The sequence below is a fragment of the Ornithinibacillus halotolerans genome (genome assembly GCF_014637405.1).
GTDB lineage: Bacteria > Bacillota > Bacilli > Bacillales > Amphibacillaceae > Ornithinibacillus > Ornithinibacillus halotolerans.
On the sequence record NZ_BMEY01000002.1, the window covers coordinates 225847 to 245770 of the forward strand.

The 19924-nt window shown below is 39.3% G+C and carries 18 protein-coding genes; 11 read left to right on the top strand and 7 right to left on the bottom strand.

What is annotated here, in order from left to right:
* Positions 1-3 precede the first annotated feature (3 nt).
* A complete protein-coding gene (locus tag IEV35_RS02895; RefSeq protein ID WP_188383189.1) occupies positions 4-1197 on the top strand; it encodes a DHHW family protein in 1194 nt (397 codons plus the stop codon).
* A 405-nt stretch (positions 1198-1602) separates the two neighbouring features.
* Here the strand turns inward: IEV35_RS02895 and IEV35_RS02900 are convergent, their stop codons facing one another.
* The gene (locus tag IEV35_RS02900) at positions 1603-4494 is read right to left on the bottom strand and encodes a peptidoglycan-binding protein (protein ID WP_188383190.1); all 2892 of its coding nucleotides are present in this window, start codon (positions 4492-4494) and stop codon (positions 1603-1605) included.
* A 205-nt stretch (positions 4495-4699) separates the two neighbouring features.
* On the opposite strand from IEV35_RS02900, the gene IEV35_RS02905 reads away from it, so the two are divergent.
* Complete coding sequence (locus tag IEV35_RS02905) at positions 4700-5461, top strand: hypothetical protein (protein WP_188383191.1); 762 nt, start codon at positions 4700-4702, stop codon at positions 5459-5461.
* A 383-nt stretch (positions 5462-5844) separates the two neighbouring features.
* Here the strand turns inward: IEV35_RS02905 and IEV35_RS02910 are convergent, their stop codons facing one another.
* The 3 genes from IEV35_RS02910 to tagD all read right to left on the bottom strand — a co-directional run bounded on the left by IEV35_RS02910 (position 5845) and on the right by tagD (position 8567).
* Positions 5845-6819, bottom strand: coding sequence for an LCP family protein (locus IEV35_RS02910; RefSeq protein ID WP_188383192.1), 975 nt, complete (start codon positions 6817-6819; stop codon positions 5845-5847).
* 179 nt (positions 6820-6998) lie between these two features.
* Entirely contained in the window at positions 6999-8039 is a 1041-nt protein-coding gene (locus IEV35_RS02915) for an LCP family protein (protein WP_188383193.1), read from the bottom strand.
* A gap of 135 nt (positions 8040-8174) precedes the next feature.
* Positions 8175-8567 carry a glycerol-3-phosphate cytidylyltransferase gene (tagD, locus tag IEV35_RS02920; RefSeq protein WP_188383194.1) on the bottom strand — a complete coding sequence of 131 codons (393 nt, stop codon included), beginning with the start codon at positions 8565-8567 and terminating at the stop codon, positions 8175-8177.
* Between the two features lie 199 nt (positions 8568-8766).
* Here tagD and IEV35_RS02925 point away from each other — a divergent pair, with 199 nt between their 5' ends.
* The 6 genes from IEV35_RS02925 to IEV35_RS02950 all read left to right on the top strand — a co-directional run bounded on the left by IEV35_RS02925 (position 8767) and on the right by IEV35_RS02950 (position 13339).
* The gene (locus IEV35_RS02925) at positions 8767-9933 is read left to right on the top strand and encodes a nucleotide sugar dehydrogenase (protein ID WP_188383195.1); all 1167 of its coding nucleotides are present in this window, start codon (positions 8767-8769) and stop codon (positions 9931-9933) included.
* Positions 9934-10080: 147 nt separating this feature from the next.
* Complete coding sequence (locus IEV35_RS02930) at positions 10081-10308, top strand: DUF1659 domain-containing protein (RefSeq protein ID WP_188383196.1); 228 nt, start codon at positions 10081-10083, stop codon at positions 10306-10308.
* 87 nt (positions 10309-10395) lie between these two features.
* Positions 10396-10611: a DUF2922 domain-containing protein gene (locus IEV35_RS02935; protein ID WP_188383197.1), complete on the top strand. Its 216-nt coding sequence runs from the start codon at positions 10396-10398 to the stop codon at positions 10609-10611.
* Positions 10612-10680: 69 nt separating this feature from the next.
* Positions 10681-10818 carry a YvrJ family protein gene (locus IEV35_RS02940; protein WP_188383198.1) on the top strand — a complete coding sequence of 46 codons (138 nt, stop codon included), beginning with the start codon at positions 10681-10683 and terminating at the stop codon, positions 10816-10818.
* Positions 10819-11510: 692 nt separating this feature from the next.
* Positions 11511-11930 (top strand): hypothetical protein, encoded by a 420-nt coding sequence (locus IEV35_RS02945; RefSeq protein WP_188383199.1) that lies wholly within the window; start codon positions 11511-11513, stop codon positions 11928-11930.
* A gap of 173 nt (positions 11931-12103) precedes the next feature.
* Positions 12104-13339, top strand: a complete 1236-nt coding sequence (locus tag IEV35_RS02950; protein ID WP_188383200.1) for a hypothetical protein — start codon at positions 12104-12106, stop codon at positions 13337-13339.
* A 67-nt stretch (positions 13340-13406) separates the two neighbouring features.
* Here IEV35_RS02950 and IEV35_RS20050 read toward each other — a convergent pair whose 3' ends face one another.
* On the bottom strand, positions 13407-14477 hold the full coding sequence (locus IEV35_RS20050) for a D-alanyl-D-alanine carboxypeptidase family protein (protein WP_229740617.1): 1071 nt from the start codon (positions 14475-14477) through the stop codon (positions 13407-13409).
* Positions 14478-14741: 264 nt separating this feature from the next.
* On the opposite strand from IEV35_RS20050, the gene IEV35_RS02960 reads away from it, so the two are divergent.
* Both IEV35_RS02960 and IEV35_RS02965 read left to right on the top strand, forming a co-directional pair.
* Positions 14742-15533 (top strand): CPBP family intramembrane glutamic endopeptidase, encoded by a 792-nt coding sequence (locus IEV35_RS02960; RefSeq protein ID WP_229740618.1) that lies wholly within the window; start codon positions 14742-14744, stop codon positions 15531-15533.
* 39 nt (positions 15534-15572) lie between these two features.
* On the top strand, positions 15573-15740 hold the full coding sequence (locus IEV35_RS02965; RefSeq protein ID WP_188383202.1) for a hypothetical protein: 168 nt from the start codon (positions 15573-15575) through the stop codon (positions 15738-15740).
* 95 nt (positions 15741-15835) lie between these two features.
* Here IEV35_RS02965 and IEV35_RS02970 read toward each other — a convergent pair whose 3' ends face one another.
* Both IEV35_RS02970 and IEV35_RS02975 read right to left on the bottom strand, forming a co-directional pair.
* Positions 15836-16813 (bottom strand): ABC transporter ATP-binding protein, encoded by a 978-nt coding sequence (locus tag IEV35_RS02970; protein ID WP_308419759.1) that lies wholly within the window; start codon positions 16811-16813, stop codon positions 15836-15838.
* Entirely contained in the window at positions 16806-17828 is a 1023-nt protein-coding gene (locus IEV35_RS02975; RefSeq protein ID WP_188383203.1) for an ABC transporter ATP-binding protein, read from the bottom strand. Before IEV35_RS02975 ends, IEV35_RS02970 begins: the two co-directional genes overlap by 8 nt.
* 548 nt (positions 17829-18376) lie before the next feature.
* Between IEV35_RS02975 and IEV35_RS02980 the strand changes: the two genes are divergently transcribed.
* A complete protein-coding gene (locus IEV35_RS02980; protein ID WP_188383204.1) occupies positions 18377-19918 on the top strand; it encodes an ABC transporter substrate-binding protein in 1542 nt (513 codons plus the stop codon).
* Positions 19919-19924 lie beyond the last annotated feature (6 nt).

The window sequence follows — 19924 nt, forward strand, 5'->3', positions numbered from 1 at the left end:
TGGATGAATCGATTTGGAAAAATCATGCTATCTGGGCTATTTATTCTATTTCTATTTATTTTTGGTATCTATATGATCCTGACGGAGGACCATCAAATTTCCCATATCGAAAATAGAACATTAGCTCAAACACCAGACTTATCTACCGAAAATATTATTACAGGCCAATATATGAAGGATGTCGAAACATATATTACCGATCAATTTCCTGGTAGAGATGTTTGGTTAAAAACGTACACGAATTACCAAGTGTTATCAGGTAAAACGTATGTGAATGATTACTATATTGGGGCCGAAGATTGGATTATGCCAAAACCGAGCCAGACGTTGAAGGAAAAGGGGATTAACAGTTCGTCGGAAACTATAAATGAATTGGCGCAGTTCCTACAAGAAGAGGAAATTGAATTTTACTATTTTATGGTTCCACATAAAGTGACGTTGTTTCAATCCATTTTTCCTGATTATATAAATGAAAGTAAGTCGGAGGAGAATAAGGACTACTTTTTGTCTAAGTTAGATGAGGACATCGTTACGGTTGATATGGCAAATGTCTTTCGTGATGAATTTACAAAAGAGGAAATCGAAAGCATGTACTTTAAAACAGACCACCATTGGAATGGGAAAGGGGCATTAGAAGCTTATAAACTAATGTCTAATACATTTAAAAAGCATTCCGATTCCATTCAAGTGAATGAAGAAAGTTTGAAGGAAACGTACTATCAAAAGGAATGTCTCTCCCCACCAACTGAATTTGTCGGCAGTTATAATCGGCAAATATATATGACCGTGAATTCAAATGATCATGAAAAGATGTGTGTCTACTTACAAGAAGCTTTTACCGAATATAAGGTCTATGCGAATGGGGAAAAGAAGAAACCGGAGCATATTTATTTTAATGTAAGTGCAAAGGATGAAGTATCGTACTCGGATTTATATACTCGGGATTTTAGTGAACTGACAATAATCAATCCCAATGTGAAAGCGGGCAAAATGCTAGTTATCAAAGATTCCTACGCGAATGCCTTAGTGTACCACCTTGCCCAAAACTTTCACCAAACAACTTTTTACGATGTCAGACATAATGAAGGTGAATCGGTGAGAGATTATATTTTGGAAAATGATTTTGATTATGTAGCGGTTATATATAATAGTGAGAATTTGAGTGGGAGTATATTTGAGTTTGGTAAAAGTAATTAATAAGTGACTGGGACAATTCACAATACAAAGTAGTAAAAAAAGAACAATCACTACATCAGCCCCGGAAATATACGGAGACTCCTTGAAAAAGAAGAACGCTTTTTCTACGTGCGATGTATCGCTGACGAAGCGTTCCTTGTCCTGTGGGAGGAAAGGCATCGGTGAGACCCCGTTGATGCACCTGCGTCTGCAAGTAACGCTACGAAGAAAGCTTCCTCGGTGCAAGGCAGCGAAGAAGCTTATCCAAGTAGTAGCCTGGCTCACCAGCCGCCCGCGGCGAGGTAGACACTGCGATGGTACTGATCTGAGCAGATGTCGCCCCGGTACTGGAAGTGAAAGCGCAGTATATTTCCGGGGCGGGGTAAATGCACTAACTTAAATGTTTAGTTTGTCCCAATCTCTAATTTATGAAATACCTTCAATAGTAAACGTGTTGGATTTTAGTTTATCGGAACCAATTTTAGATCGGAACTCTGACCCAGTCACTGTAATTGAATCATCTTCTCCAATGATACTAATTTCCGTTGGACGATTATACTTCGTTTCTTCCACTCGAACATCGATAATTTTACCTACAGACGGATACAATTCTTCCAAATCCTGTTTGGTAATCGTGTAGTTCCACCAGTTATTAGAATAGACAAATGTATCGTACGGATCCTCTTTACCAACTAAGTAAGGAACACTATTTCCCCATACATCTGCAGCATCTACGGTATGGCCTCCGGAAGATGCGGAATAAACGGCATCAATAAGGGTACCGTTATATACGATAACTTGTCCTTTCGTTTCAGCAATCGCTTGATTAATTTTATTCACATATACTTCAGGAATACTCGTTGGAACACCATGATAAACTTGAGAACGGACCGTATCATAAACATCGAAATTTCTATCATAATCTCTCTGGATTTCTTTCAATACATACGTGCGGGCTGCTAATGTTTGTGTTTTATACAAGTCCATATTATTCCAACTTGGGATGATTTCATATGGGACCACACCCTTTAAATAACTCTCCACATTGATGTGATTAACGAGATCCAGCTTTCCAGCATCTTCTGAAATATAAAATATCCCCTCATATTGCTGGTCTTTAAAATGTAACAATCCACCTTGTGTAGATGAAATTTGCAGCTGGGATTCACGTGTATACGTATTGCCACTATTTTTAATGACATATTCTCCATTCTCATATTGAATAGAAGTTACCGTATGAGCTGGAAATTCTTTATCACCGACTTGGTAAGGTTGGTCACTAGAAATGGTTATAGTACTTGCATTTTGTGCTAACAGGACTCTTACTAGTTGATTCTCTGTATCACGAGTACTTAACTCTACACCAGTATAGTAATATTTAATAATTTCCTCGTAGGAATGTCCTGCTTTTGCCATACCATAAGCACCGTATTGTGTCATTCCAACCGCATGGCCATAGCCTTTACCAGTAATGTAAAAGCTATTAATTTCAACAACGGCTTCACGTACTTCTGCGATTTTCTGTAATGTTCTTGCGTCGGCAATCCCACTAACAGGTAGATTGTATTGTCGTTGAAAATCTTCCACGGCTCTTTTCGTACTGGAACCAAAATAATTGGTCGGTGAATTCTTCCATTTGACGATACCGATTTTTTCTAAATCCTTTTTTAACTGAATCGCATCTTCATGCCGATTTCCATCTTGAAGTGGACTCGCTAATATGTCGTCTATCTTTTGTAATGTTGCTTGATCAGCAATTCCCGTCGCTTCTAGCCCGTAATAGGATTGGAAGTTTTGTAAGGCATTTGCAGAAGAAGGGCCAAAAAAATTATTCGGTGTATTCTTCCACGAAATAAACCCTAATTGTTCCAAATTTATTTTTAAATCAATGGCGTCTGAACGGTACATTCCTTCACGCATTGGGGCATTAGCCGCATCCTCCAATGTGGACATGGTTACCGAATCGACGACACCAGTTGCTGGTAGACCATAATCGGATTGAAACGATATAACTGCTGCTTTCGTTTGCGAACCATAATAGCCAGTTGGTTCATTTTTCCATTTCACATATCCTAATATTTCGAGATTCTTTTTCATATCGACTGCATCGGGACGATTCATTCCAACGTGAAGCGGTTGCTGTGCCAATTCTTGTAGCTTGGAGAAAGTTAGTTGGTCTGCAATCCCTGAAACAGGGAGATTATTATCTTGTTGAAAACGTTGAACCGCTTCTTTCGTACTGGAACCGAAGAAGTTGTTCGGTGGGTTCTTCCAACTCACATAGCCTAATATTTCTAAATTTATCTTTAATTGAATGGCATCATCATGTCGATTCCCATCCTGGAGTGGACTAGATAATATGTTATCGATTTTTGCTAATGTATCCTGGTCAGCAACTCCCGTTTCATTGAGTCCGTAAAAAGCTTGAAAGTCTAATAAAGCCTGTTCAGATGACCTACCGAAGTAATCAGTCGGTGGGTTCTTCCACTCCACAAACCCTAACGTATCTAAATTTTCTTTTAAGATGACAACATCATCTCGGTGCATTCCGAATTGAATGGGCTCATTCTCTAATTCAGGTGCTTCTGGTTCTTGAACGGTATCCGTAGGCTCAGGATTGGCTTGTTCACCCTCAACCAAGTCGGATTCAGTGGTATCTGTATTTGGAATAATTAATTGTTGGCCAACATAAATGACATCACTAGTTAAGTTGTTTGCTTCCTTAATTTCATCGATGGTGACATGATGTTGATTAGAGATTCGTGTTAACGTATCTCCAGCCATAACAATGTACGTCGTTTCTTGTGGCGTATCTTGTGTTGTATCGGATGGTTCATCTGTATCCGGACTAGGAACTGGTTCTTCGGTATCATCTATCGTAGGGGGCTCGGGTTCTGGAACTGGCTCTACAGTATCATCTTCCGTAGAGGGCTCCGGTTCTGGAACGGGCTCTTGAATGTTTTCATTACCATCATCGGTTTGAGTAGTAGTTGTATCGTCCAATGGTACGGTATCTTCTGCTTGGATGACATATTCAATATTTTCCCCCGAAGGATCAGTTGCTAAATCTTGAGCAAATGTTTGGATTGGTAATACTGTTAAAATCATCGTACCAAATGCTATTTTTACGATTCCGGATTTAATATTTGGTAGATGTGTTTTGAAATAGTTTTTTACTTCACTCTCTAAGGACTTTTTATTTCCTTTACTAAAAAACTCCTTACTAAACTCCTCATGTCCAAATCGCTTATCTAAGTATAACGTAACGATGAGTTCATCATTATTTGTTTCGACTGAATGGTTAATAAAAAGACTCACAATACCACTCCTAAAATATAACTTAGGATTAGCATGAGCAATTTAGCGGAGTAAATACCTAGAACTATCATAGATGCTTCTACTAAGAAAAAAGTCGTAAATAGTAGAATTTTGCATCATTTACACGAAGAAAACATGGGAAATTATTCACATGATGGGGAATTTATACTATAGTTAAACTAGAGATAGGATTAGGGGGGATAACTTGGAAGTTAAAAGAGAGACGATTGGCCTAATCGCATCAGTCTTATTAGTACTGCCTTTACTTGGCGGAGGGTTCTGGGTAATTAACAGTTTAACGAACCAGCCTGAAGAAACTATGGTAAGTAAACAGTCTGATCAAATAAAAGAAAGTTCGAATGATAGTCAGGAACAAGATCCTGCATTAGATAATGAAGAGGAAAATAATCATGAAGATGCTGTTCTTGAAATAGAGGAAAAAGATGAACCAGCTACTATCGAGGAAGAAATTCAAGATGAAGATGATCCTTTAGAAGAAATGGAAGACGCTGATACAAAGGATACATCAATTCCAGCAACGACGATTCAACAGGATAACAATAAAAATCATAACGTAAATTCTACTATAAATTCTTCAAATGAAGCGTCAAATAAAGAACCAACTCAAACTGATTCAGAAAGTATGAGAACAACAGGACAAAATGAGCCAGAAAAGAAGACCGATAAAAATACGGGTAACACTTCTAATAAAAAGGAATCGTCTAATGATGGAACGAATGTTAAAGAAGATGACGGTAAGGGTAGCGAAAACAAAGGTGAAAATCCTTCGAATAAGCCCACGAAGCCAGATACGAACAAACCTGAAACACCACCAGTAGACAATACAGAACCGGAAGATGAAAAAGGTGAACAAAAACCCCCTGTTGAGGAAGAAGAGGAACAACAACCTCCATTAGAAGAAGAGAATAATTCATCTCCTGCTGAAACAGAGGATGGTTTGGATTAATAAAAAGTACATATATGATACAAGTACATGAGGTTGTGACATAATTTTAATAAAGGCAGTAAATTACGAACAATCACCACACTAGCCCCGGAAATATACGGAGACTCCTTGAAAAAGAAGAACGCTTTTTCTGCGTGCGATGTATCGCTGACGAAGCGTTCCTTGTCTTGTGGGAGGAAAGGCATCGGTGAGACCCCTCAAGAGCGACAGCTCTGAGGAGGCTCACCAGCCGCCTGCGGCAAGGTAGACACCGCGATGGTTCTTTCGAGCGGATGTCGCCCCTGTACTCGAAAGTGAAAGCGCAGTATATTTCCGGGGCGGGTTAGATGCGCTTACTTTAATATTCGAATTTATCCTTGTGAGAAATAGTTTTGTCCCGACCTCTATAACTCCAAATGCGCTCTCAACATCGCCTTTGTTTCCTCCAGCGCCGCCTGATCCAACATATAATAGAAAATACCTGCCGGCTGAGAATCGTAGCCAACTAATGTGTACGTTTCAATATCCAGTTCATTTCCTCCAATTCCATAAGAGACAAAGCTTTTCATTTCATCAAACGTCATGTTCGTTGTCATGTTGCCACCGACGGCTTGGATGACATTGTCTAATTTGAAAAATGACCCAAGAGAGACAGATTTTTTCACGATGGCTTTAATAATTTCCTGTTGTCTTTTTCCTCGTTCGATATCATTATCCAATTTTCTCGTACGAGCTAATGCTAATGCTTCTTCACCATTTAATGTTTGTTCACCTGGCATTAGATGAATGGCGCCTTTTACGTCTTGGGAATTTGATTCGTAAAACTCATATGGAACATTCACTTTTATTCCGTCGATTGCGTCCACGACATCGACAAATGCTTCAAAATTCATCTTCACGAAATAATCGACTGGAATATCAAATAAATTCTCCACCGTATCAATCGTTGCTTTTACGCCCCCATAGGCGTGGGCATGGTTAATTTTTGTTTCATATCCGACCTCTGGGATATAGACATAGGAGTCCCGTGGAATACTAACAAGCTTGACGCTTTTTTCCTTCTGATTTAATGTCGCTAACATTAATGTGTCTGATCGTGGGTTTCCTTGGTCTTTCCGATGTTCACTCGTGTCTACCCCAATAATTAAGACAGAAACATTGTGGATATTCGGGTCGACTGCTTGATCACGAAGATCCGATTTATCTCGCCCTGCATCTTCGTAGGAGTCGGTAACAATTTGATTGGCTGTGTTATAAAGAGAGACGAAGTAATACACACCAAAGAGGATGATGGCTAATAAAGGAATGAGTAGAAATCGCTTCTTGAATTTGCGTGTATGGCGTTTTTTTCGAGTTGGTGGTGTATCTTTGTCAGGCATAAAAGATTCCCTCCCTAAATGAGGTGTTTTTTATGTTGTATTTACATATACTACCGTTATGAATTAGTGAATGGTTAACTACAAATCCATGTCTTGTTATTCTTGGATTTAAAACGAATTCATATACATGACAACAAAAAAATCTGCCATCAAATGATAGCAGACTTAAGTTACATTATTTATTCTACGCCACTCGCTGTATCTAACGAGTGTGTACTAGAATCTGTTAAAGTCGTTTTCACTTCTAAATGTTCTTTTAATGTTTCTTTTGTTTCTTCTAATGCTAATTCATCTAATTTCCAATACCAAATACTTGCAGGCATGTAACTTTCACCAGCTAGAGTCATAGTTTCAAAGTCCAGATTTCCACCACTAGTTACATAGCTTACAAGACTTTTCATATCACTAAACGACATATTGGTTGTCATATTGGATCCAACGGCTTCGATCACATTATCTAGTTTTAAAATGTTGTTTGCTTGTAGTGATTTTTTAATCGTTGCTTTGACAATTTCCATTTGACGTTTTCCACGCTCAATGTCACTGTCATATTTTCTCGTACGAGCTAATGCTAGTGCTTGCTCACCGTTTAGTAATTGTTCACCAGGTAATAAGTGAATCGCATTTTTCTTATCATTAGAATCGGACTCCCATAATTCATATGGAACTTCAGCCGTAATTCCACCGATAACATCCACTACTTCAGTAAACGCATGGAAGTTTAATTTCACATAGTAATCAACGGGAACATCTAATAATTGTTCCACCGTTTCAATCGTTGCTTTCGGTCCACCGAATGCATGGGCATGGTTAATTTTATCGTTGTAACCAACCTCAGGAATATACACGTAAGAATCTCTCGGAATGCTTACTAATTTGACACTTTTATCCTTTTTATTCAATGTCGCAAGGATTAACGTATCCGAACGGGAATAACCATCATTCGCACGGTGTTCACTTTCATCGACACCGATGATTAAGATCGAAATATTATCTTCTTTCGGATTTACTCTTGTTTCCCTCAAGTTAGATTTTTCTCTACCATCATCTTCATATGCATTGGAGATGACTTCGTCTGCAGTTGTATAGAAGTTAATGAGAAATCCTCCACCAACTAGTAGTAAAATGATAAAAGGTGCTAAGATAAAATATATTTTTTTTGATTTTTTAGTTGTTTGTCTTTTTTCCATTCGGGTTCTCGCGTCTTTTTGCTTTTTCATTGCAAGTGTTCCCTTCCTTATCATAATTTGATAAACCTTTTTTATTCTACAACAGAACGTTTCATTTGAACATCCTATTTTCATAGAAATTTGATAGATTTCCCAACTACCATAATTAGACGAAATTCTTGGCCATTAAGTTTCACTTTTTAATGTATTCTTTATAATTGTTGTCGAAATTCCTTCTGTTCTTGGTAAGTAGATGACGGAACAATAGGCTTTTAACTCGTCAAACTTGCCTTCCCAGTCATCTCCCATGACGAAGGTGCTAATATTATATTTTTTAATATCTTCAATCTTCTGTTCCCAAGAGTATTCAGGGATGACTTGATCGACATAACGAATCGATTCGAGAATTACTTTGCGCTCTTCAAAGCTGTACTGTGCCTCTTTATTTTTCAACTGGTTGAATTCATCGGTTGAAACACCAACAATTAAATAATCTCCCAGTTCTTTCGCACGTCGAAGAATATTGACATGTCCAATATGGAGTAAATCGAAAGTGCCATATGTGATTACTTTCTTCATCGCCTCACCCCACAATTGGTAAAAAATTCTTCTTCATAGTGTATCATATTCCGTCGATTCTTACACCCTAATTTAGCGTGAAAATTGTGGATTTATGTTTCTTTTTACTTTTGGGATTAGGGCAACCATTTGTAGATTCGAAAGTTGTTTAATATAATGATGGTATTAGCTCATTTTTGGTAACGAAAGTAGGGAAAAGATGAAAATTACAATTGCTGGAACAGGGTATGTCGGCCTTTCCAATGCTGTTCTTTTAGCGCAACACCATGACGTTATGGCACTGGATATTATTCCAGAAAAAGTAGACATGATAAATAATAAGATTTCTCCAATTGAGGATAAAGAAATTCAAGTATACTTGAGAACGAAAAAACTGAATTTGCAAGCAACGACGGATGTCGAAGTAGCGTACAAAGATGCACAATATGTCGTAGTCGCAACACCAACGAATTATGATACGGAAAAAGACTTTTTTGATACGAGTAGTGTCGAAGGTGTTATTGCTGACGTCTTAAAAATTAATCCAAATGCAACCATTGTGATTAAATCAACGATTCCTGTTGGGTACACCGATGAAGTAAGCAAAAAATTTAACGCAGACAATATTATTTTCTCTCCGGAGTTTTTAAGAGAAGGGAAAGCATTATATGATAATCTATACCCATCTCGAATTATTGTCGGCGAGCAATCCGAACGGGCAAAAGTATTTGCGGATCTATTAGTCGAGGGAGCGTTAAAAGAGGATATTCCTGTCCTATTTACAAATGCGACAGAAGCGGAAGCCATTAAACTGTTTGCCAATACGTATCTAGCCATGCGCGTATCGTTCTTTAATGAACTCGACTCGTATGCAGAGTTGAAAGGATTAGACACGAAACAGATTATTGATGGGATTGGTCTTGACCCTCGAATCGGTGGTCATTATAATAATCCATCATTTGGTTATGGAGGCTACTGCCTGCCTAAAGATACGAAGCAGCTACGTGCCAACTTTGCGGATGTGCCGAATAACTTGATTCAAGCCATTGTCGATTCCAATGATACGAGAAAGAATCATATTGCAGCGCAAATTCTCGCCCGAAATCCGAAAGTCGTTGGATTATACCGATTAACGATGAAAGAAGGATCGGATAACTTCCGTGAATCGGCCATTATTGATGTGATGAAACAAATTAAAGCGAGCGGTGTAGAAGTGGTCATTTATGAACCAACTTTAACAGACGACACATTCCTAGATTCACGGGTCGTACATGAATTTGAAGCGTTTAAGGGAATCAGTGATGTCATCGTAGCGAATCGTTTGTCAGATGAATTAAAAGCAGTGAAAGAAAAAGTGTATACACGTGATGTGTTTAGTAGAGATTAATATGTTTAAATTGGAGACTCCCCAAAAGCGGTGATATCGTTTTTGGGGAGTTTTTTGGTGTGGGTGGAAATTTTATAAAAAATTTTAAATAAGATGCCCCCTTTTTGATCTCCCTTTCGATTGTATTAGTGAAAGGAGGTGATCAGGATGGCAGTAGCAGATATGACTAGCTCTACATTGCGTCTAGTGTTCCATAACGGGACAGATCCATTAAGCGGAAAGCCTGTTTATAAAGGAAAAAGCTTCAACAACGTGAAAACGGAAGCAACCGCAGATCAATTGTACGAAATCGCAACCGCATTTGCTGGATTGCAACAACTTCCACTTTTCAACATCGAACGCCGCGACAACTCAGATATTAGGGATGATAACTAAGTGGGGAGTGTAGGGGGACAGTCCCCCGCCGCATTAAAGCGTTAAAGTGAGGGCAGTCCCCATCATAAAAAGAAAGGAGGGAATACGTTGAAAGCTCTTGAACTGAAGTTTGAAAATGAAGATGGCAAAATTGTCACCTATTCGATTGAAAATCCAATCGAGCCTGTTGATCCAGCTGCAGTAACAGCAGCAATGGATGTCATCTTAGCACAAAATGCTTTCACATCTAGTGGAGGCGACTTAGTTGCTAAGCATAGCGCACGTGTCGTCGAGCGCTACTCAGAAGATATTGAATTAGTGTAGTCCGAGGAGGTTGCGGTGGAATCCATCGCAACCTTTTCTTATAACTTTAACTTTTAGGAGGTGAGAGGCATGGAAGAAAGTTGGATTTCACTCATCACAGAGCTTGGCTTCCCAATAGCGGTGACGTTTTACTTATTGCACCGGATCGAAGGAAAACTAAATGCGTTGATCGAGTCAATCCACGCATTGCCCGAGAGGATGAAGTAGAAGGAGGGGGCAGTCCTGGATTTAACGCTTTGAGTGAGGTGGGGGACTGTACTTTTTTTGTTTTTTATATTCTATGGTTCATTTTATGTGATGTATTAGGTTGAAATGATGAATGGGTGGCGCGTTAAACATCATTTTGGGTTGTAATCGTGGTTGAAATGAAGAATGGGAGTGGGCCAAACATCATTTTGGGTAGTAATCGTGGTTGAAATGAAGAATGGGCAAGCGCCAAACATCATTTTGTGTTGTAATCGTGGTTGAAATAAAGAATGGGAGTGGGCCAAACATCATTTTGTGTTGTAATCGTGGTTGAAATGAAGAATGGGGAAGTGCCAAATATCATTTTGCTTGTTAATTCGGGTTGAAATGAAGAATGGGCAAGCGCTAAACCTCATTTTACCTGTTAATCCAGGCCAAAATGAAGAATGGCCAAGTGCCAAACCTCATTTTACCTGTTAATCCAGGCCGAAATGAAAAATGGCCAAGCGCCAAACCTCATTTTACCTGTTAACCCCAGTTAAAATGAAGAATGGCCCAGCCCCAAACCTCATCTTACCCTGTATCCTATTTAAAAAGAAGAATAAAAAAGGCCCCCATCTGTCCCCCTCTTATTAGACTTCAACCCTCCATATGAATTACACTATTACCAGCAGTTCATAATGATCATAAAACCTTCAGAAAGGAATTAACCAATGAAAGTAAACTTCACTAAAAAACAAATGCAGCAATTAATTAGAATTGCAGAGGCGGGTAATTGGCTGGCTAACTCTCCCCGTGATGAGGCAATCGAATCTTATGACGAGATTTATCAGTATATCCTGGAGTCAGCATATAAAATGGGTCTCGAGGAAATTCAATATGATAAATTGCTTGATTTGTATTTCCTCAAACCGGAAGTGGAAGATGAGATCCATCAACTTGCAGAGGAATATGATAGTTATACGTTTTGGGAGACACTACCAATCAAGTTGGCAGAGAGGGATTATGAAAGAGAGAAGCATTTGCGCAATGATGACCCAGAAAGCAGATTCCTTAGAATAACGGAAATTGAAGAAAGTTATATTGAAGAATTTATGGAAGATGGGTTTGAGAAATTGGTAATTAAGAAGTAGAGGGAGGGGGACAGTCCCCGCTTTAACGCTTTAGCGTGGCGGGGGACTGTCCCCCTTTTTCTCCTTGTAATCCACGAAAAAAACGATTACTGTTAACATATGGAGTTCATTCAAAAATCTAAATTCCAAAGAAGGTGGAGATGATGGCTTTTTTTCGAAGTAAATTATTTCTTATGACAGGGTTGTTCTTGCTACTCATTGGGTGTGGGACAACGGAGGAAAATAACGAAGCGAACAATAATGAAAATTCTCAACCAGAAGAATCGAATCAACAAATAGATGAACCAGAAAAAGAAATAAAGGAATTTATCCCGAAGGAAACAGACGTTGTTTTTAAAGATGAAGCATTGTATAACGTGGAGATCTTGGAACAATTTGCTGAGAATTCCGGGGCAAATGGTGAAGATAATGAGAGCCAAATTCGGGTCGTAAAGTATGTGCCAGAAGGGGTACTCATTTATGAATTGCAATCAAGATATGATGAAAATGCGAACCAAGCTTGGATTGACGTCACCCCTGATTTAACGTATTTTGACGAGTCCAAATTGACTGTTCAGGAAGTGTTTTACAATGCACCACAACAATGTAGCTCGGTAGCGAAAACGGTTGAGCGGGGTCATTATACATTCAATGAATGCCGTACCCACTGGGAATTTCCACTGTTTCCGATTGTAGAGAAAACATTAGCCTACGAGGACATTATCAATCCGAATCCACAAGAGGAAACAGAAGTTATTGCCGGGCATTATTATAACTTAACCGATTTCACCGAGGAGCTATTTTTATCGAAAAAAGATGCATTAGAATGGAAGCAATCTGCTGATGAAAATAATCAAGAGAAGCTGGATGATATCTCCTTGAGAAACTTCGCTAAATTAACGAAGTATAATATTAATATCGAAGAAATTTCCAATCATGAAGTGCGTGTGATCGGGTGTGAAGACGGGTTATGTGAGATTTACACGGATCATCCACTTGTTTTCCGAGGATTTATCATTCCTGAGGAAAAAATTGATAAGGATACCGGAACGGCTGTAAGAGAAAATGAAGCGGAAGTGAACAAACGAGATGCGGAGGATTACCATAGTAAAATCCAGTCTGTCGTCGGGAACTTGTTAACTGATTCTGCGGAGTTAATCGCTATTTATGAAGGTAATTCTACGGAAGATGCTAAATTATATTACGATAAAGTAAATGGTGGAGTGAATCTCTTGCGCCGGATTATACCGGAAGATAAGGAACTAGAAGCGAGCTATTATGAGTTGTTAATGGCAGCGGAAATGTTATTTAATAGTGCTCATCAAGGGAAAATTTATTTTGAGGACGAAAACCCAGCATTAGACATGATTGTGGAGGATGAGATGAAGCCTTTGCGAGAGAAACTGGAGGCATTATTTGCTGAACAGTAGACTTGCGACAAAATAAAAGGGACCTTCCCACTCTAGCAATTTCACATAGAGAAGGAAGGTCCCTCAATTATTGTATCCCTAAATATTCTTCTAATGTCAAACCACTATTAAAAACTTTCGTAGCGATATCTACGCCAAGATAACGCAAATGCCATGGTTCGTACATATAGCCGGTAATATGTTCTTTTCCTTTTGGATAGCGAACGATAAATCCGAATGTATGGGCGTTTTCCGCCATCCACCTCGTCCCATCTGATTCCTCGAAGCGGGTGTCATATTTCCCTGTTTCATGAATGTCAAACGCTAATCCAGTTTGATGTTCCGATGTCCCTGGTTTAGCACTATAGCGGTCTGCTGCTGATTGACCATCTTTGCTTACCCAATAATCATAGGTCGATTGTTGCGTCGCATAAGAACGGTATGTGCTAAAAGCCACTAAACCAATCCCATCTTTCTTGGCAGCTGCTGCCATTTTATTGAATGCGTTGCGCGCTTCCTTGCTCTCCCCTGGTGCATAATTAGCTGGGAGGGGATACTTTTTATTCGCAATTAAAATCCCTTGCACATAGGTCGCTTTAGTCGGTTGCTTTGCTTCTGAATTCGTTGATTTGGAAGACTTCTCTTTTGACGTATCAACTGTTCCTACTTCTTCTAGATAACCACTATTTACATACCCAGTGTGTTTGCCATACTGCACTTTATACCAGTGCCCAGAAGTTGCAATATGGGTCACGTTTTTCCCTTTTGGAATGGCCACAATTTTTTTATTATCTGGAGAAGGACCTGTTCGTAAGTTCAATTCAGTTGTTGTTTGATAATCTTTATGTGTAACTGGTGTTTCGTTAATTTTTGGTTTCTCGCTTTCTTCTTTTTTCGGATTATTATCTTTTGGAGTTTTCTTTTCCTCGTCGTCTGCTTTGTCATCTTTTTCTTCAGTTGAAGTTTTTTTCTCTTTTTCAATAGGACTTTCTTCTTTTCCCTTTTCTGGTTGTTCTTCTTTTTCAAGTGGGGTGTCAATAACCCCAGAAGCCTCTAAATTGCTAGCGTCTTTAAGTGAAAAAATAGTAATTCCTGCCCCAACAAGTAATGCTACGAAGACAACTAGTAAATTGGATTTCTTTTTGAAAAATTGATTCATGATGTTTTCCCCCATAGTTAGTCCACTCGTAAACTTGGACCTTTGTTTATTTGATCATTACACTTCATATGCCAATCTCATAATTTATAGGATAAGTATATATTGCAAAAAAGGAGCTGTCACTGGGAAATTTTAAATGGTGGGAAGAAGGGGGGACTGTCCCCCCTAAGAGGTACTTATTTTAATAATTTAGAATTTGATAAGTGTTATAATATTTATGAAGTAAGAAAAAATCCCCATTAATTGGGAGAGAGCACCATACATATGTACATTAGTAAGAAATGGGGAATTTGTTTGTTGTTGACTATGCTTGCGACTTTATTTTTTGTAGGGATTATTTCTATATCCTACCAACAAGTAGTTTTTTCCATATTTGTCTTTATAGGTTTATTGATATTTTTATTTGTTAATAAAGAGAAACGATTCGTTATATCACTACCTTTAGCGTTTCTAACCGGTTTTGTCCTATTTATGGTTGCTAATGATTTCGTTGAAACGATGAATGTTTCAAAGGAAATTGAAGTCATTCTTAATCGCCTTTTCCTTGTTTTTATCATTATAGGAATCGCACTTAACCATCACTTCTTTAATAAAAAAGTTTATTGGTACAACGAAAAACCGAATTGGAAAAATCCGATTGTCTTACCGTTTCATAAAATTAATACATTTTGGTTTTGGCTGATTGGAATCGTAGTTAATGTAATTATCTATATGTCTTTTATTGTCCAAAAGGATGTGGAGTATCTTCAGCAACTATTATTGTTCTGTATCGCTTTTTCACTTATTAATGCGGTATTCGAGGAAGTGATTTGGCGAGGGATTTTACTTTCGGCTCTTAAAGAACACACATCTACTGGCTATGCAGTAATCACAACAAGTGTTGGTTTTGGACTTCTCCATCTCGTAATTGGTTTTTCCATTTCGCTTAGTTTGTTAATTTCAGTTGCAGGAGTAATTTACGCATTAATTACACTGAAAACAAATAGTATCTATCCGAGTATTATTTTTCATATCGTCATTAATATTGGAATGGTATATAGTGGATTTATTATTTAGGGGGGACAGTCCCTTAAAACCACTGAAAGGAGAGATAAGATGGACCGTTGGTATTCTTCTTTTATCGTAGGAGCTATTGTATTTATATTTATAACGTTTACAACACAAGATTTGCGTCAAGCCACCTTAATGGGGATTGGTATTTTCATAGCCTTTTTCCTTATATATCTGTTTTTAAAAAAGACAAAAGAGAAAAAGAGAAATTAATAGTCTTATCATTATTGAAAATTAGCTCTTATCAAGGGGACAGTCCCCACTTTAACGCTTTAGCGTAGTGGGGGACTGTCCCCCTTTTAAAAAAATCACTCATACAAATGACAAGCAACATAATGCCCATTACCTTGATCCACTAATTCTGGACGTTCTACCATACAACGCTCGTGTGCTAGTGGGCACCGGGTGTGGAATGGACAGCCTGTTGGTGGATTTGCTGGGTTTGGTGGCTCGCCTTTTAATACAATCCGTTCACGCTTTGCATCGACGTTTGTACTTGGAACTGCGGACAACAGTGCTCGTGTATACGGATGAAGCGGCTCTTCGTAAATCGCTTTTTTCGGCCCAATCTCAACTAGTCTTCCGAGATACATAACTCCAACTCGGTCACTAATATGCTTCACAACACTTAAGTCGTGTGCGATAAACAAGTAAGTGAGCCCAAATTCATCCTGTAAATCCTTCATCAAATTGAGCACCTGTGCCTGTACAGAAACGTCCAGGGCAGAAACTGGCTCATCGCCAATAATGAACTTCGGATTCATAGCGAGTGCTCGGGCGATACCGATACGTTGTCGTTGACCACCGGAAAATTCATGTGGGAATTTGTCCAATGCATCAGCACCAAGTCCAACTTTTTTGAGTAAGGAAACTACTTTTTCACGCCGCTCTGCTTTTGAAAAATTCCCCTGTGCGACTAATGGTTCTTCAATAATTTTACTAACCTTGAACCGTGGGTTGAGGGAGGAAAACGGATCTTGGAACACCATTTGCATGTTCTTGCGGGCAGCACGTAATTCACTCTTCGTCATCCCAACTAAATCTTCCCCGTCAAAAAGGATATTTCCTTCTGTAGGCTCTATTAAACGAAGTAATGTCCGCGCCATCGTGGATTTCCCTGAACCAGATTCTCCGACAATCCCAAGGGTTTCTCCTTTGTACACAGAAAAAGAAACATCGTCTACTGCCTTTACATAGCCGGTAGGCCTTTTCAACACACCGCCCCGAACCGGGAAATATTTCTTCAATCTACAAACTTCAACTAATGTTTCCCGTTCCTCAGGCATCGTCATGACCTCCTTCATATAAATGGCAGCGGACGTAATGCCCGTCCTCTAGTTCTAACAGTTCTGGATTTTCTCGCTTACAAATATCCATCGCAAATGGGCAGCGATCACGAAAACGACATCCATCCGGAAACGCATGGGCAGGGGGGACTGTCCCCGCTATGGCGTCGAGCCGATCGACATCTTTGTCGATATCGGGAATGCTCGCTAAAAGCCCTTTCGTATATGGATGTTTCGTTTCTTTAAAAATCTTCCGCATCGGTGCTTCTTCGACGATTTGCCCGCCGTACATAACAAGCACCCGGTCCGCGACCTCAGCTACGACGCCCATATCATGGGTAATGAGCAAAACGGAGGATCCGAATTTTTCTTTCATATCTTTCATCACATCAAGAATTTGCGCTTGGATCGTTACGTCGAGAGCTGTCGTCGGTTCATCGGCAATGAGTAACTTAGGCTCACAAGCCATGGCAATCGCAATCATGACACGTTGGCGCATCCCGCCAGATAGTTGATGGGGGTATTCTTTCATCATTTCTTCCGCACGGGAAAAGCCGACCATTTTCAGTAAATTAACGCCAATGTTATGCGCTTCTTTTTTGCTTGTTTTTTTATGTTTTCGAATGGATTCGATTAATTGACTTCCTATTGTAAAGACGGGGTCTAAGGATGTCATCGGTTCTTGAAAGATCATCCCGATATCCTTGCCGCGTACGTTGTTCATTTCTTTTGTCGTTAACGTTAATAGTTCTTTGCCCTCAAGTTTAATCGATCCTTCGATAATTTCCCCAGGTGGTGAGGGGATGAGTTGCATGATCGATAAGGAGGTGACACTTTTTCCACTTCCAGATTCGCCAACGAGTGCGACGGTTTCTCCTTTATGGATGGTGAAAGAGACGTCATCGACTGCTTTGGCGACTTTGTTTTTAGATGGAAAAAAATATGTTTTTAGTCCTTTAACTTCTAGTAGTTTTTCAGTATTATCGTTAGTGGAAGGTTGTGTTAGGTTGCTCATGGTGAACCTCCTTGTTTTGCCTGCTAGTAATCTAGTATTTTTAGGCATTGATAATAACATTATAACGAATTTAGGGTATAATGAGGAATAGCTTTGTTTGTTTTTGTTGGAAACGGTGTCAAAATGTTAAGCAAGTTGTTTTTTCTTGCCGGGTCCGCGGCCAGAATACATTCCGCTTTCCATGGGCGGCCGGTGAGCCAGGCTACTACTTGGACTTGCTTCTTTGCTGCCTTGCACCGAGGAATATACTCCGTAGCGATACTAGAAGACGCAGGTGCATCATGGGGTCTCACCTGTGCCTATCCTCCCATTGGAGTCTCCATGTATTCTGGCCGCTCAGTGGAATAAACATATTTCTGCATCATATTAGGGGAGGACATTGCTAAAATTTTTATTAGATTATTACTAAATTCTTAGTTAGTCACCACACATGACTTTACATTTGTAAATTTTTAAATATTTATGCTAACGTTTCATTAGGTGAAATATACTTGTAGTGGTAGTAGGGGTTACATATTGATTAGAAACTTTTGTGAAGGAGTTTTGATATGAATAGTTGGTTTAAGTTTTTGATGGGGGTTTCCTTTTTAATAATTGTTGCGATTGGGTTGAGCGCTTGCTCGGACAAGGATAATGATAATAATAATGGTGCTGCGAGTGATGGGGGGAGTCAGGAGATTAGTGTGCGGATTAATAATGATCCGGATTTCCTTGACCCACATATGGCTGAGGCATCGATCACGTATCAAGTGATCCTCAATATTTTTGATGGCTTACTTGTTGGTGATACGGATGGTTCCTTGAAGCCCGCGCTTGCGGAGGAGTATGATATCTCGGAAGATGGGCTGACGTATACGTTTGACATTCGTGAAGGGGTGACGTTCCATAACGGGGACCCGCTGACGGTCGAAGATATTCAGTATAGTTTTGAGCGATTGATGGGGACTCATACAGGGGAGCCATTATCGTCGAATTTTGAAAATATTGACGCGTTAGAAACACCAGATGAAAATACATTTGTGATTAAATTGAAAGAACCAAACTCAGCTTTTCTTACGTATTTAACAGCGTTAAACTCGGCAATCTTGCCAAAAAGTAATGATGGGAAACATAATGAGAATCCAATTGGGACGGGGCCTTTCCAATATGAAAACTATAGCCCAGAGAACAATATGGTTGTCGTGAAAAACGAAAATTATTGGAAAGAAGGTCTTCCTTATTTAGATAAGGTAACATTCGTATTCCAACCAGATGATCAAACGGCTCTACTTTCGTTACAGTCTGGACAAATTGATTTAGTTGCGGTTGGGGCACATCGTGTGCCTGAGGTAGAAGATCAATTTAACTTAACATATCAAGATAGTAACTCGGTATTACTCGTTGGATTCAACCATGACCGCGAGCCATTTAACGACATTCGTGTTCGTCAAGCGATAAATTATGCGGTGAATAAAGACGATATCATCGAGGCAACTTTTTCTGGCTATGCGACGAAAATTGGTTCGAATATGAGTCCAGCGATGGCGGATGTATATAAGGAAGGTTTGGAAGATGCATATGCACGCGATGTCGCTAAAGCGAAGGATTTATTAGCGGAAGCGGGTTATCCGAACGGTTTCCAAACGACATTATCGATTTCTTCCCATGCGGGCATGTACACGAATGTGGCGCAAGTTATTGTGGAGAACTTAAAAGATATTGGTATTGATGTAGAGATTGAAGTTGTGGAGTGGGGTGTTTGGCTCGAGCGTATTTATCAAGGCCGAGACTATGATATGACGGTCATTGACTTTACTGGAGAGCTATCACCTTATGAAACGATCAAACGTTACATTAGTGGTGCAGGGAATAACTTCTTCAACTTTGAAAATGCAGAATTTGATGAACTAATGCAAGATGTGATTGTCGAGCAAGATGCAGACCGTCAAAACGAATTGTATGGCCGTGCGCAGGAAATTTTGAGTGAAGAAGCAGCGGCGGTGTACTTGGCGGATTATCAAATTATTTGGGCGCTCAATCCAGAACTTGAAGGATATAAAACATATCCATATTTCTTCCATGACTTAGAGGAAGTGCGTTACACCGAGTAGAAGGGA